The organism is Acinetobacter sp. 2JN-4, from assembly GCF_003687745.1.
Lineage (GTDB): Bacteria > Pseudomonadota > Gammaproteobacteria > Pseudomonadales > Moraxellaceae > Acinetobacter > Acinetobacter halotolerans.
This window is the reverse complement of sequence record NZ_RDNY01000007.1, coordinates 91,954-105,600: the sequence shown is the minus strand read 5'-3', so window position 1 is coordinate 105,600 and position 13,647 is coordinate 91,954. Positions and strand designations below refer to the sequence as shown.

15 protein-coding genes are annotated in these 13,647 nt (G+C 40.6%); 5 read left to right on the top strand and 10 right to left on the bottom strand.

The genetic code is table 11. The annotated features are described in order from the left end of the window. Positions 1-44: 44 nt before the first annotated feature. Together EAH57_RS11155 and EAH57_RS11150 are read left to right on the top strand one after the other, a co-directional pair. On the top strand, positions 45-1,109 hold the full coding sequence (locus EAH57_RS11155) for an HlyD family secretion protein (protein ID WP_228200047.1): 1,065 nt from the start codon (positions 45-47) through the stop codon (positions 1,107-1,109). A 66-nt stretch (positions 1,110-1,175) separates the two neighbouring features. Continuing rightward, complete coding sequence (locus EAH57_RS11150; RefSeq protein WP_121930116.1) at positions 1,176-2,051, top strand: 1-aminocyclopropane-1-carboxylate deaminase/D-cysteine desulfhydrase; 876 nt, start codon at positions 1,176-1,178, stop codon at positions 2,049-2,051. Positions 2,052-2,080: 29 nt separating this feature from the next. Here EAH57_RS11150 and EAH57_RS11145 read toward each other — a convergent pair whose 3' ends face one another. Next, complete coding sequence (locus EAH57_RS11145) at positions 2,081-2,446, bottom strand: DUF4870 family protein (protein WP_004669878.1); 366 nt, start codon at positions 2,444-2,446, stop codon at positions 2,081-2,083. 137 nt (positions 2,447-2,583) lie between these two features. On the opposite strand from EAH57_RS11145, the gene EAH57_RS11140 reads away from it, so the two are divergent. Beyond that, positions 2,584-3,780, top strand: a complete 1,197-nt coding sequence (locus EAH57_RS11140; RefSeq protein WP_121930115.1) for an NAD(P)/FAD-dependent oxidoreductase — start codon at positions 2,584-2,586, stop codon at positions 3,778-3,780. Between the two features lie 33 nt (positions 3,781-3,813). On the opposite strand, the gene EAH57_RS15975 is transcribed toward EAH57_RS11140, so the two are convergent. The 3 genes from EAH57_RS15975 to EAH57_RS11130 form a co-directional block, all read right to left on the bottom strand. After that, a complete protein-coding gene (locus EAH57_RS15975; protein ID WP_171407441.1) occupies positions 3,814-3,990 on the bottom strand; it encodes a hypothetical protein in 177 nt (58 codons plus the stop codon). Positions 3,991-4,085: 95 nt separating this feature from the next. Next, entirely contained in the window at positions 4,086-5,648 is a 1,563-nt protein-coding gene (locus tag EAH57_RS11135; RefSeq protein ID WP_121930114.1) for a mechanosensitive ion channel, read from the bottom strand. Between the two features lie 237 nt (positions 5,649-5,885). After that, positions 5,886-6,086, bottom strand: coding sequence for a hypothetical protein (locus tag EAH57_RS11130; RefSeq protein ID WP_121930113.1), 201 nt, complete (start codon positions 6,084-6,086; stop codon positions 5,886-5,888). Positions 6,087-6,294: 208 nt separating this feature from the next. On the opposite strand from EAH57_RS11130, the gene EAH57_RS11125 reads away from it, so the two are divergent. Next, on the top strand, positions 6,295-6,717 hold the full coding sequence (locus tag EAH57_RS11125; RefSeq protein WP_121930112.1) for a hypothetical protein: 423 nt from the start codon (positions 6,295-6,297) through the stop codon (positions 6,715-6,717). A gap of 86 nt (positions 6,718-6,803) precedes the next feature. Here the strand turns inward: EAH57_RS11125 and EAH57_RS11120 are convergent, their stop codons facing one another. Then, positions 6,804-7,565 (bottom strand): ferredoxin--NADP reductase, encoded by a 762-nt coding sequence (locus EAH57_RS11120; RefSeq protein ID WP_121930111.1) that lies wholly within the window; start codon positions 7,563-7,565, stop codon positions 6,804-6,806. A 112-nt stretch (positions 7,566-7,677) separates the two neighbouring features. Between EAH57_RS11120 and gigC the strand changes: the two genes are divergently transcribed. Then, positions 7,678-8,562 (top strand): LysR family transcriptional regulator GigC, encoded by an 885-nt coding sequence (gene gigC / locus EAH57_RS11115; protein ID WP_121930110.1) that lies wholly within the window; start codon positions 7,678-7,680, stop codon positions 8,560-8,562. A 10-nt stretch (positions 8,563-8,572) separates the two neighbouring features. On the opposite strand, the gene EAH57_RS11110 is transcribed toward gigC, so the two are convergent. The 5 genes from EAH57_RS11110 to nuoM form a co-directional block, all read right to left on the bottom strand. Then, positions 8,573-9,280: a cold shock domain-containing protein gene (locus tag EAH57_RS11110; RefSeq protein WP_121930190.1), complete on the bottom strand. Its 708-nt coding sequence runs from the start codon at positions 9,278-9,280 to the stop codon at positions 8,573-8,575. Positions 9,281-9,395: 115 nt separating this feature from the next. Further along, on the bottom strand, positions 9,396-9,686 hold the full coding sequence (locus EAH57_RS11105; protein WP_004669869.1) for a cold shock domain-containing protein: 291 nt from the start codon (positions 9,684-9,686) through the stop codon (positions 9,396-9,398). A gap of 119 nt (positions 9,687-9,805) precedes the next feature. Beyond that, positions 9,806-10,441: a uracil phosphoribosyltransferase gene (upp, locus tag EAH57_RS11100; protein ID WP_121930189.1), complete on the bottom strand. Its 636-nt coding sequence runs from the start codon at positions 10,439-10,441 to the stop codon at positions 9,806-9,808. Between the two features lie 106 nt (positions 10,442-10,547). Next, entirely contained in the window at positions 10,548-12,044 is a 1,497-nt protein-coding gene (gene nuoN / locus EAH57_RS11095) for an NADH-quinone oxidoreductase subunit NuoN (protein ID WP_121930109.1), read from the bottom strand. Positions 12,045-12,047: 3 nt separating this feature from the next. Next, positions 12,048-13,646: an NADH-quinone oxidoreductase subunit M gene (gene nuoM, locus EAH57_RS11090; protein WP_121930108.1), complete on the bottom strand. Its 1,599-nt coding sequence runs from the start codon at positions 13,644-13,646 to the stop codon at positions 12,048-12,050. Between the last annotated feature and the right edge of the window lies 1 nt (position 13,647).

Genomic DNA, 13,647 nt, shown 5'->3' with positions numbered 1-13,647 from the left:
AAGAGCCTGCTACACCAGCGAAAGCACCAGATGCTGTGGCACAAATGCCGCCGCCTCCGCCACCTGCGAGCAAACTCATCAAAACCAAAAGCTCAACACTATGGTGGATGTTAGGGGTTTTATTGGTGGGAATTATTATTATTTTATGGGCATGGCGAATTGGTCCTTTTCACACCGCGATTGAACAAACCGACAATAGCTATATCAAAGGCAAAACCACGATTTTGTCCTCACAAATCAATGGCTATATCAAAGATGTACTGGTTAAAGATTTTGATCAGGTGAAACAAGGTCAAGTGCTGATGCATATTGATGCCACAACCTATGATCAGAAGGTCACCCAAGCCGTTTCAGGGGTCGAACAGGCCCAGAATAGCCTCGCCAATCAAACCCAAGCCATCGCACAACGCCAAGCCGATGTTGTCGCAGCTCAGGCAAAACTGGAGCAAGTTAAAGCACAATATGATTTATCTATTGCACAATTGAGACGTTATCAACAACTGGGCAATAGTGGTGCTGCTTCCAAATCAGAACAAGACAAAGCGGCGGCTGATGCACAAAACAATCTTGCACTGCTCAAGCAAGCTGAAGCCAATATTTTAGTGGCTCAAGAAGCATTGAAAACAGCGCAAGTTGCACAAATGGGTTTAAAAGCACAGGTGAATAGTGCACAAGCTCAGCTTGACCAAGCCAATACGACAAAGGATTACAGTACCATCGAAGCTCCATTGGATGGTCAGTTAGGCGAAGTCAATCCTCGTGTGGGTCAATATGTTGCGGCAGGCACCCAATTGCTTTATTTGATCCCAAAGCAAACATGGGTGATTGCAAATTTTAAAGAAACTCAGATCGCCAATATGAAAATTGGACAAAAAGCCACCTTCACTGTGGATGCGATGAATCATCAAAAATTCACGGGGCATGTTGAGCAAATCTCACCTGCTGCAGGTTCAGAGTTCAGTGTGTTGAAAGCCGATAATGCGACGGGTAATTTTACCAAAGTAGTGCAACGCATTGCCGTACGTATCGCCATTGATCCGAATCAAAAGGGCATAGAGAACTTACGTCCAGGTATGTCAGTGGTGACCTCAGTGGATACTGATTCATAAACCATCACTGACATTCTCAATCAAATCGATTTACAATGTGATCAAATTAATTTTTAGCTCAATGAAATGTTTGATCACATTGCTTTTCCCATTCCTTATCAAACATTAGCACTGCCCTATCCTGTTCAGCTGACCATCAAGCGGCTAGACCAAATTCATCCTCGAATTTCAGGCAATAAATTTTTTAAACTCAAATACAATTTATTGGCAGCTCAACAACAAGGCTTAAGACAAGTGCTCACTTTTGGCGGAGCATACTCAAATCATATTGCTGCGACCGCTTATGCAGCACAACATTTTGGTTTTGATAGTATTGGCATCATTCGAGGTGAAGAGTTAGCCTCACAACGCTTAAATCCAACATTAGAAACAGCGCATGACTTTGGTATGCAACTACATTTTGTCAGTCGTGCTGAATATCGTTTGCGCCATGAAACTGAATACTTAGCGCAGTTACAACAACAATATCCTCAGACCATGATCGTTCCTGAAGGTGGAACCAATGTGCTTGCTATTCAAGGTACGCAGGAAATTCTATCTGCCGATGACTTAGCAAATTATGATGTAATTTGCTGTGCAGTGGGGACAGGAGGAACGATTGCAGGCCTCATCGAAAGCAGTGCTGATCATCAACACGTCTTAGGCTTTTCTGCTTTAAAAGGAGATTTTTTGAAGCAAGACATTCAGAAATGGACGGATAAAAATAATTGGTCGCTCACCGACGCTTATTGTTGTGGCGGCTACGCCAAAACCACACCTGCGCTACTACAATTTATGCAGCAATTTGAACAACATTATGCGATTCCCTTAGAGCAAGTTTACACAGCTAAAATGATGTTGGGTGTACTTGATTTAATTCAACAAAATTACTTTCCTGCACATACTCGAATTTTGGTGATTCATACAGGTGGTTTACAAGGTAAATTAAAAGCTATCATCTGATAGCTTTTGTCATCGCTTTCACACTGTTATTAGAACCAACCATCGCCTATTGGCTTGTTATCATTGAATACAATCAATCCTTTCACAATACGATAAATAAACCAAATCGTCGCTGCCAATAGAATTGGAATGCCAATCAAGATAAAAGACAATACAAATCCAATCACACCTGCAATCAAAGTGACCCAAAAGGTTTTTATTTGCCATTCAAAATGACTAGCAAGCCATGTGCCTTGTACTTCATCACGTTTGATATAATTCATAATGATTGCAGCAATACAGGTTAAGCCAACAATGATGCTCACAGCATATAATACATAAATAATGAGTGTATATTGTTTCAATTGATCTTGGTTTTCTGGCTGGTTATGACCTAAAATTGTTTTATCATTCATTATATTGCCCTTTTATTTAAAGTTATGTTTATAACATACCTTGCAGTAAAAACATTTTTTCTAGTCAAGCACTCTACATATTAAAATTTGTTTAAATCTTTTATAATCGCCCGCTTTTCGTCTACCGAGTAATACTCATGGTTCATCAAGTTGATGTAGTTGTTTTAGGTGCAGGCGCATCGGGCTTGATGTTGGCTGCTGAAGCAGGCAAACGTGGCCGCTCGGTTGTGGTACTCGAAAAAGCCAATAAAGTCGGTAAAAAGATTTTAATGTCGGGTGGTGGTAAATGTAACTTCACCAACCTAGATGTTGAACCTAAAAACTTTCTTTCTGAAAATCCACATTTCGTTATTTCTGCGCTATCACGCTACACCAATTGGGATTTCATCGGTTTGGTTTGTGAGTATGGTATCGAATATGAAGAGCGCAAACACGGACAACTTTTCACCACGAAAGGTGCAAAAGAGATTTTGGAAATGTTACTTGCAGAATGTGCAAAAACCAAACAAGTCGACATTGAAACGCATTGTGAGGTTCAAAGTGTGAAGGCACAAAAAGAATCTGGCTTTGTTATCGACACCAATCAAGGTACCTTTCAATGTGAATCCTTAGTTGTTGCGACAGGTGGATTATCCATTCCAACCTTAGGCGGTTCAGGTTTTGGTTATGAACTTGCACAACAATTCGGTCATCACGTCTTCGCAACTCGCGCAGGGTTAGTTCCATTTACTTTTTCAGATCAGTTTAAAGAAGTGACCACTCGCTTAAGCGGTAATGCCTTGGATGTAAGTTTGAGCAATGATCGCCATCAATTTACTGAAGCATTATTGTTTACCCATCGAGGTTTAAGTGGGCCAAGCTCATTACAGCTTTCAAATTACTGGCATATCGGTGAACGTTTTAACATTGATTTTTTCCCAAGCCAAGATTTCAATCAATTCTTTAAAGATAAGAAAAAAACACAGCCTAAAGTTTTATTACGCACTCTACTCAATGAATTCACCGCCAAAAGTATCGTACTCGAATTACAACAATTGATTTGGGCTGAGCAAAGCGAAACGGCGATTGGCAATATCAGTGATCTACAACTTGAACAAATCGCAGCACAATTGCATGCATTTTCAGTCAAGCCTTCTGGAACTGAAGGTTATCGTACAGCCGAAGTCACCCTCGGTGGTGTAGATACCAGCGAAGTCTCATCGAAAACCATGGAAAGTAAAAAACAGAAGGGCTTATATTTTATTGGTGAGGTGCTTGATGTAACGGGACACTTAGGAGGATATAACTTCCAATGGGCATGGTCATCAGCACAAGCTGCCGCCCAATTTGTCTAAACCACGACATCAATCGAGAGCTGGCTCAGAACGTCAACGATGCTCTGAAGTCTTTTCTGCTTCTGAAGAAGATGCCTTACGTGCGTTTGAGCTTGATTGTTCTTTTTCAGCATTTGATTTCGAAAAGACAAATTTATAAGCACTCGCCAAAAAACCTACAGTGATCCCTGCAATAATAATCGGCGCGAATACTCGATTTGGCTTCTTCATTTCATTCTCCTATAAATTTTTTTATTCATATATAAGTAAAACGACCACTCGCTAAGAGTGGTCGAATTGGCAAAAAAAATCAAAGATTATTTTTTCTATTCATCCGAATGTGGTGGAGATGGCGGTGTCGGTTGAACCGTATTTGGTGAAACAGTCTCGTTTTTATGCAAAGGATTTGGTTGTTTCGCATCAGCTTTTGCTTTATCGAGCAAATCACCCAGTAAACGTTCAGCAGGTTGACGACCACCCAATCCGAATGCCAGTGCAAATGCAACAGCGACCGAACCAAGCGTTAAACCGAATGCCAAATTCACAATCGAGTCTGCAATACCCATTGCTTTTAAGCCCATTGCAATGACTAAGCCCATAATCAAGATACGAACCAGCGTACCCAACCAGCGTGAACAGTTATATTCGCCACGCTGCACAACATTCGCAACGACATTTGCTAGCCAGAAACCAATCACTAGAATCACAGCACCGAGCAAGATACTTGCACCAAACTGGATGAACATCGCAATCAGTACACTAACCTGTTCCAATCCAAGTCGATTTGCAGCTTCTGATACCGCAAATAACATGGTAAAGAATACGATCAAATAGCCAACCACATCAGAAACACGTGTTTGTCCAAGGAAACGCTGCACATCCAGCTTCATTGGAACTTCATCAACACCTGCCCCTGAAATGAGTTCAGCAACTAAACGTCCGACAAAACGAGAAACCACGTATGCAACTATTAGAATCAATATCGCCGCAATGATTTGTGGTATTGCCAACATAATGTCATTGAGCATTGCTGTTGCAGGTTGAGAAATTGCATCTACCCCTAATGCCTCAAATGCAATGATCAATGTCGTAATCATGATCACAGCAAAAACAAAAGAGCCTAAAAATTTACCAACACTTGAATTTTTAAATAACCCCACTTTTTCAGCTTGTGCTTGTAGACCCACACTGCTGACCAAGCCTTCCACAATTCCACGAACGATTTTTGCAAGGATATAGCCTACAAAAATGATCACACCAGTAATAAATAGACTTGGTAAATAAGCAATTGCTTCGTTCACCATGTTCTGCACAGGAATAAGTAAACCTGTTAAACCTAAGATAGATAAAACAATCGGTAAGAAAAGTAATAAAATCAACCAGTATATAATTTCACCAATGTTGCTGCTCAGCGAACCAACACCAACTTCACCACTTAGCTTTTCATCAAGCTCAGTTCGTGCAAGTACACGCGTGATGCCCGTTCGTACTAAACTGGCAATAAGCCAACCCAGTCCACCAACAACAATCGCAGCGATAAGATGCGGTATAAACAGTAAGACACTGCCCACCATATTACTAAACGGATCGCTAATACTATTGATATTGAGCACGTTTAATGCCCCAACAACAGCAAGGATCATAATGAACCAAAATACAATTTTGGAAACAATACCCTCAATATTCGGTGTACTGCCTGTAGCAGATGACAATCTATTATTGGTATCAAGTTTTTGCAGTAATTTCTTTACACCTGCCGCAATGACCAATGCAATAATCCACCCGATTAGCAGGATCGCAATTGCAGCTAAAATCGGCTGAAATTGATCCCAATAATACATTGCATCGAATCCTCCACGTTGGGAGGGATCTCTAAAAAAATCATTCATGTTGTTATCCTTATGTCATGTCGTGTTTTTACATTTTGTACGATCCAATCATGATCACTTTATAAGCAAGCACATAGTTTATGGATGCTTCAACCTTAGTTTTTGTCTATTTCCCAATCAATGAACCGCATCACTAATACAACAAAAAACATGTAATAGTTTGCAAAAAACCCCTTGATTTATATCAAAGGGCTTTGGTTACTCAACTATTCATCGAATATGGTCTTAAATAATGCTCTACGCATTCAGTAGCAACGACTGCAAATAAGGCATAATCACCTGTGCAGTTGGTTTGGCTGAATGGTCAGCGAGCATAAACACAAGCAGCGCGATCAGAAAGATCCCAACAATAATGAGCATATAGACAGGTAGTTTCCGTTTACGCGCTGTATCTTCTTTACTTTCTACATGTGGTTTTGGCTTACTAAAATCATGCATCGCAGCTAGCCCTCTTGTTATTACTTATTTGACTTTCATCTTAGCAGTACTCAATGTTGCATTGTGTGAAGAAACATCGGACTATCGTTGTCTTGTTTGCAGAACTCTACTTTATATTGTTTGAAGTCTTGTTTAAAATATATGCGATTTTAGAATGCGATAAAAGTAAGCTATAATATGTCTTCTCGTTTCTTTAATATTCTGCTTTATGTCCTATAGCCAACAGCGCGTTTCTCTTGAATTAGACACTGATGTCACACATCAATGCTTTTTGCACCATACACGCGACGAACATTTGATTGGAATTATTGAGTTCAATAAGCCGAGCTATATCCTAAAATGGGGGGATTTGGAATATTTTCGACGTCGAACAGAAGAGCTTTCTGTGATGCCATTACCTGATTGCATCAACGCGATGATTGTCGACATTCGCAATGTACAGCCTTTCTTAGATAATGAAGTTCCGATTTTACCTTGGCGTTTATTGGAAGAAGATTGCCCTGTACGCTTAGTCGTCCCACAAGATCGTTTAGAGCATTATACGGGGATTTTCGAACCGACTTGGCTATCTACAGATGTTGAGACCGCAATTCAAGAAATCCGCGAATTTATGGATATGTTTGTTCATTAAAATATATCCTCTCCCACTCCTGCACACTGTTTTCATCGCCCCCTAGCGCCGCTACAATCGCCTTGCGGAGCTACAATCGCTCCTCATTACCAATAATTCTCTACCGCAATATTTCCCACACCACGCCGATTCATAATGAGACCACGCTGCTTTAATGCTTCTTTGGTGTCATCGACCATTTGTGGGTTGCCACATAACATCACATGACTGCTGGCAGGATTGAATGACAGTCCTACAGCCTTTTCTAAGTCCCCATTTGCAATCAATACTGGCAAACGATCATGTAACGCTGCATTTGGATCGCGGGTGATAATCGGTACAAATTTAAACCCGGAATGCCCCTCACCAAACAGTTCCGCAATCTCCTGAATACGCTCGATATACGCCAACTCAGACTCAGTTCGGACACTGTAAACCAAGGTAATTTTCTGATATTTGTTCCACGTTTCAAAGTCTTGCAACATAGAAAGAAATGGCGCTAAACCTGTTCCCGTAGCCAACAACCATAAATCTTGTGGCAATGGCTGTTGATAGCGAGCCAGTGTTAGATACCCATAAGATATTTTTTCGAGATAAAGTTCATCACCAACTTTTAGGTGCTGTAAGTTTGAGGTAAATGCCCCATCGGGTACCACAATCGAAAAGAACTCTAAGGTTTCATCATATGGCGAAGACACCACGGAATAGGCACGAATGACTAGCTCATCACCGACCATTAAACCAATCCGAGCAAACTGCCCTGCAGTAAATTTAAAGTGTGCTGGTCGAGTCATTGTGAAACTAAAAAGGTTGCTGGTCCAACGCTGTACCGATAAAACTTTTTCTACGCTAAATTTTTCAATTGACATGATTTGAACGTGGCACGAAACAGTGCGCTCATGGTAGCATGATCTGATTATTGATGAATACTCTAGGGTCAGTTAAATGTGACGAGACCCTCAACACGTTAAGGCTTTTAACATGCGCATGACATTACGCCAATTGGCAGTTTTCGTGGCGGTCGCTCAAGAGGGAACGGTAACCAAAGCCAGTGATGCTGTCCGACTCACACAAAGTGCGGCGAGCATGGCTTTAGCTGATTTAGAAGACGGTCTCGGCGCACCTTTATTTGACCGTTTAGGCAAACGATTACAACTTAATGATTTAGGAAGATTTTTACTTCCACAAGCTTTGGAAATATTAGGTCGCTGTGAATCCTTTGAACAAGCAGCGAAGGGCGAGCTACAAAGCATTGATTTACGCTTAGGTGCTACCCTGACCATCAGTGATTATTTAATGCCTGATCTCATGGCAGATTTTTTAAAGCGTCACCCACAAGCGCACCTACAACTACAAGTGGGCAATACACGCCAAATGATTGAAGCGGTTAATCAGTTTCAGCTCGATTTAGCATTAATTGAAGGTTCTTGTCATCTACCTTCACTGCAATGCATTCATTGGCGTAATGATGAACTGGCGGTGTGTTGTGCACCTGATCATCCTTTAGCTCAGTTAAATCGCCCAATCACACAAGCAGATTTTCTTGATGTCGAATGGATTTTACGTGAAGAAGGCTCAGGCACACGAGAAGTGTTTGATAACGCAATCTTGCAAGACTTACCCGATGCCAATATTCGTTTAACCCTCGGTCACAACGAAGCGATTTTAAAAATCGTTGCAGGTGGTTTAGGGATGTCGTGTATTTCTAAACTTGCGATTGAACCATTGCTTGAAAAAGGTCAATTGGTTATTTTAGAAACACCATATTGGCAATTGACTCGCCCACTCTACATGCTGGTACATCGTCAAAAATATCAAGGACCTGGCTTAAAAGCTTTTTTACAGTTCTGCGAAAATCAGACTTGATCTAATCTTGTTATCGTCCAAATTGCCGCTCGCATGGAATGCCATCTCCATCGCCATCCATTTCGGTATTTGGACAGTTCCTTAAAAAGAATACAGCCTCTTCATAAGATCTCATTTGAGAACAATGTTTACGTCCATCACAGCTAAATTCGCTGTTCACTGTGTTTGTTTGTGCCGATTGATAATTTTGAGTTAGATCATTATTATTTCCCAAGGACATTAGTGCTTTCTGCGATTTTTCTGTGAACTTTACTTCTGGTAAATCCCCTATCGCTTTTCGTTGTTCTTCAATAATTCTCTTTTGCTCTTCAATAAGCTGAGCTGTTTTTATTTTTTGCGATTGTTGATAGGACTGATATTTTTGGAAGACTAATCCCGCTAATATCGAGATCACAATCAATCCCACTATCATAAAAGTTATCCCGTTCTTATTTGATTGAGAATGAGGTCGAGCTACTAACTTCTGAGCTGGCTCATTTTGAACAGTTGAATTGCCTAACGCTGCTGTCTTTAAATCTAAGCGAACGATATTTACAGCTTTAAACTTTCCCTTATCTTCAACAATGAGAAACTTGATCCTCTCTCCAAGTTTTGGCTCTCCAGCAGCTTTGGGGAAATCAGTAATGTGGAAGAAAATATCCGATTGATTTCCGTCTACTTCAATAAAACCAAAACCGCGTTCGGTATTATATTTTTTAATTTCTCCCTCAAGAAACATCATTAATACTCTATTTTTATAGTGACTATATTCTAATAAAAATGAGGCTAAAAAGCCTCTTTTATCAGTATATTCAAAACGAAGTCTGAACCGATCAGCACAAAAAACTAAATCATTAGCGTCGAAAATTTGACAACAAATCTGTTGTGATCGATTCATTATGCGCCAGTATTTTAGTTTTTCTAGTTTTGGCAGGGTTTGGATCAACGCGCTCAATTTTTGTGGCTTTATATTTTCCATCATTTTCAATTACCACAAATTTCACTTTTTCATTTCTTTTCGGCTCACCGTCTGTTGGATATTCTGAAATATGAAAAAACACATCTCCTTCAGCCGTTGCAATAAAGCCAAACCCTTTGTCTGGATTGTATTGTTTAATTTTTCCTTGATAGAACTCTTGCTTCATTAACTTCACCCTATTCTTTAAACGCTATTAGTCACAGTATATATAAAAAAAGAGACTGTTGATCCGCCCATAAAGATTTTACGGGTGAATGCAGCCTCTTTTTATCTGTATTTCAAAAATTAATCTTTTTGAACACTACCAAAAATCTTGTCACCTGCATCGCCCAAACCAGGAACGATATAGCCTTCAGCATTTAATCCTTGATCAATCGAAGCCGTATAAATACGTACATCAGGATGGGCTGCTTCCACTTTTGCAACACCTTCAGGTGCAGCAACTAAGATCATGACTCGAATATCTTTACAACCACTTGCTTTTAAGACATCGATTGCAGCAATCAAAGAGTTTCCTGTTGCCAACATGGGATCAATGATCATGGCTAAACGATTGGCAACATCTGGCACCAACTTTTTATAATAGGTGCGAACTTCTAACGTTTCATCATCACGCTCTAGACCCAATACACTAACTTTTGCACTTGGAATCAGGCTGAGTACACCTTCTAACATCCCAATACCCGCACGTAAAATTGGAACAATGGTAATTTTCTTCCCCGCAATACGTTGCGTTGAGACCGTCCCAGCCCAACCATCAATGTCATGATCAACCATTGGTAGGTCTTTAGTAGCTTCATAAGTTAATAACATCGTAACTTCTTGCGCCAATTCGCGAAAGTTCTTGGTACTAATGTCTGAACGACGCAATAAACCAAGTTTATGGCGAATAAGTGGATGATGAATTTCTTGAATGGACACAAGCATGTACCTAAAACATATTAATCTTTGGCTATTATAAAGTGTTTTTTTACTCTTCAATAAAAAAGCCCCCAATTTTGGAGGCTTTTTTGTACAAATCAGATCATTACTGCTGTTGAGATAACATAAAATGCAATGGAGAAAGAATTTCTGCTTTCAATGCCAAGTTAATCATCGGATCTGGATAAATACCCAAGAACAATACCAGTAATGCAGCGCCGAGAACCATGATCCCACCGACTTGTTGACCCCAATGGGCATCAGCATCAATACGCGGTACATCAGGTGGTGTCATATACATCACTACCATCACACGGAGGTAATAATACAAACCGATACCACTACCGACTACAATCATCGCAGCCAAGAACCAGTGCTGAGTTGTAACTGCAGCTAACACGACAAGGAATTTACCAATAAAGCCTGCTGTTAATGGAATACCTGCCAAAGACAACATCATCACAGTTAAAGCAGCAGTCAAAATCGGACGACGCCAGAACAAACCACGATAGTCTGCAAGACTTTGTGCTTCATCCACATTGTTATATGGACTTGACATCAACGCCACAACACCAAAGGCACCGATTGTAGTGAGTACATAAGTAATCACATAAACCGTTACGCTACCTAGACTTGCATAAGTCATGCTGATTAAAGCAATCAACAAATAACCAAAGTGCGCAATCGATGAATAACCCAAGATACGCTTCAGGTTCACTTGACGTACAGCGAGTAAGTTACCGACCACAATTGACAATACTGCAAGGATGGTTAAAACCGTAATTAAACCTTGATCTAGGATTGCACCAGAAGTGAGTAAGTAACGGACAAATAAACCGATTGTTGCAACTTTAGCGACAGTGGCCAAGAAAGTTGCCATTGGTGCTGGAGCACCTGCATACACGTCAGGCGTCCATTTGTGGAATGGAGCAAGCGAGAGTTTGAATGCCACAGCAAAGATAATTAATGCTAAGCCCAATAAGACCATTGGCTGATCAATGACAGCGAATAAATTCTGAACTGAATCATAGAATGACAATGAACCTGTATAAGCATAGATATATGCCATACCCATCAATAACATCGCAGATGCGGTCGCAGAAAGTACGAGGTATTTAATCCCTGCTTCCAAAGACTGACTACGTTGATAGGTATACGCCAACATGCCATAAATCGGAATCGACATGAGCTCAAGACTAATGAAGAATGCAGCATAGTGCGAACTTGCCACCATCAACATTGCACCCGCTACTGAAGTCAGTAACAGGATATACAACTCTTCACGGTTGTCTTTATAAGTCTCAATATAAGCATGAGACAAAGTACAACACGCCAGAGCTGCAATCAAAATCAAAAATTGATAGAGCATGGTAAATGGATCAACCATAAACATGCCCATTACATTTACAGGAATAAAGCTTCCAGTAAACATGGTGTATACAATCAAGATTGCCGCGAGATTTAAACCTACCACCGAGGTTGTTGCAATAAGGTTATGATGGCGTTTAATCGCAATCAATAACATCACTACGATTGCAGTCAATGCCACAATCATCACAGGCGCAAGCGGCATAAGCTCAGAAAAAGAAAGTGTGAAGTTCATGATTTATTGCATCTCCACATGTTCAAGTTGAGTTGCAGCCTGCTGAACAGTTTCGACAACTTCTTGTACTGGCATATAACTATTTACGATCCATTGCATACTCGAATGAGATACATCCAAGAATGTTTGAGGGTAAATACCTAACCAAACCAAACCAATCGCGCAAATCATCAAAATGCTGACTTCACGCGCCGATAAATCTTTGAGTGGGCTTGTGTAATGTTGCTTTTGTTCAGGATTTGGTTCACCGAATAAGGCTTTGTGAATCAAGATCAAACCATAAAGACCAGCAAATACTAAACTCACCGCAGCCATAATCGTGAAGGTTGGATAGGCTTTGAATGAACCCATTAAAATCAGGAATTCACCAATAAAGTTACCTAGTCCAGGTACACCAACAAGTGCCGCAACGAAGAACATCAAGAAGAATGGCAAATATTGTAGTTGACCACGAAGACCGCCCATTAAGCGCAAGTCACGGGTATGTAAACGTTCATACACTTGACCCGACATGATGAACAATGCAGCTGATGACAAGCCATGCGCCAGCATCATAATCATTAAGCCTTGGAAGGTCAGAATGTTACCTGCATAGATGGCAAGTAAAATGAAACCCATGTGTGAAATAGACGTATACGCAAGTAAGCGTTTCATATCTGTTTGCTGATACGCCAAGAATGCGCCGTAGAAAATACCAATTAGACCCAAAATGATCGCGATATCAGCAAATTGTGCTGATGCTGCTGGGAAGAATGGAATCACAAAACGAAGCAAACCGTACGCTGCAGTTTTAATCAAAATCCCTGCCAAGTCCACAGAACCCGCTGTTGGTGCTTGCGCATGCGCATCTGGCAACCAACCGTGTAATGGAAATACAGGAAGTTTTACCGCAAAACCGATGAAGAAACACAACATAAATGCATAAGCAACTTCTGGCGGTAAACGGTGCGCTACAGCCATAAGATAGTTGTAATCGAATCCAATCATGCCTGTCATCGTGTATCCATAGACAACAAGTCCTACGATACCGATCAACATGATCAAACCAGCGATTTGTGTGTACAAGAAAAACTTGGTAGCAGCATAAACACGTGAACGACCATTCGAGCCTTTATGACCCCATAACGCAATCAAGAAATAGATTGGTACAAGCATCATCTCCCAGAAGAAGAAGAACAAGAATAAGTCAATTGCAAGGAAGACACCGATAACCCCACCTAAACTCCAAAGGAGGTTTAAGTGGAAGAAACCAACGTTTTTCTGAATCTCGCCCCATGAACAGCCAACAGCAAGTACACCCAGTAATGCAGTCAGTAGCACCATCAAGAGAGACAAGCCATCTACTGCAAGATGAATACTAATACCTAAGGTCTGAATCCAAGGAAGGTAGAACTCCGCAGCCCAAGATGGCGTTTGACTACCTAACTTATAGACAAAATCACCATTTTGCCAAAGTGCGATACCTAGACCGAAGGTAATCAACATACCAATCAAGGCAATCCAGCGCGGTAAATGTTGGTCGAATTTATCTACCAACCAACAAATAAAACCAGCAATGAAAGGAACTAAAATCAGTGCGGGTAAAATTAAATTATTTTCCATT

Coding starts and splice junctions, on each gene's coding strand:
- EAH57_RS11155 (WP_228200047.1), top strand. CDS start 45: ATGCCGCCGCCTCCGCCACCTGCGAGCAAACTCATCAAAACCAAAAGC.
- EAH57_RS11150 (WP_121930116.1), top strand. CDS start 1,176: ATGTTTGATCACATTGCTTTTCCCATTCCTTATCAAACATTAGCACTG.
- EAH57_RS11145 (WP_004669878.1), bottom strand. CDS start 2,446: ATGAATGATAAAACAATTTTAGGTCATAACCAGCCAGAAAACCAAGAT.
- EAH57_RS11140 (WP_121930115.1), top strand. CDS start 2,584: ATGGTTCATCAAGTTGATGTAGTTGTTTTAGGTGCAGGCGCATCGGGC.
- EAH57_RS15975 (WP_171407441.1), bottom strand. CDS start 3,990: ATGAAGAAGCCAAATCGAGTATTCGCGCCGATTATTATTGCAGGGATC.
- EAH57_RS11135 (WP_121930114.1), bottom strand. CDS start 5,648: ATGAATGATTTTTTTAGAGATCCCTCCCAACGTGGAGGATTCGATGCA.
- EAH57_RS11130 (WP_121930113.1), bottom strand. CDS start 6,086: ATGCATGATTTTAGTAAGCCAAAACCACATGTAGAAAGTAAAGAAGAT.
- EAH57_RS11125 (WP_121930112.1), top strand. CDS start 6,295: ATGTCCTATAGCCAACAGCGCGTTTCTCTTGAATTAGACACTGATGTC.
- EAH57_RS11120 (WP_121930111.1), bottom strand. CDS start 7,565: ATGTCAATTGAAAAATTTAGCGTAGAAAAAGTTTTATCGGTACAGCGT.
- gigC (WP_121930110.1), top strand. CDS start 7,678: ATGCGCATGACATTACGCCAATTGGCAGTTTTCGTGGCGGTCGCTCAA.
- EAH57_RS11110 (WP_121930190.1), bottom strand. CDS start 9,280: ATGTTTCTTGAGGGAGAAATTAAAAAATATAATACCGAACGCGGTTTT.
- EAH57_RS11105 (WP_004669869.1), bottom strand. CDS start 9,686: ATGAAGCAAGAGTTCTATCAAGGAAAAATTAAACAATACAATCCAGAC.
- nuoN (WP_121930109.1), bottom strand. CDS start 12,044: ATGAACTTCACACTTTCTTTTTCTGAGCTTATGCCGCTTGCGCCTGTG.
- nuoM (WP_121930108.1), bottom strand. CDS start 13,646: ATGGAAAATAATTTAATTTTACCCGCACTGATTTTAGTTCCTTTCATT.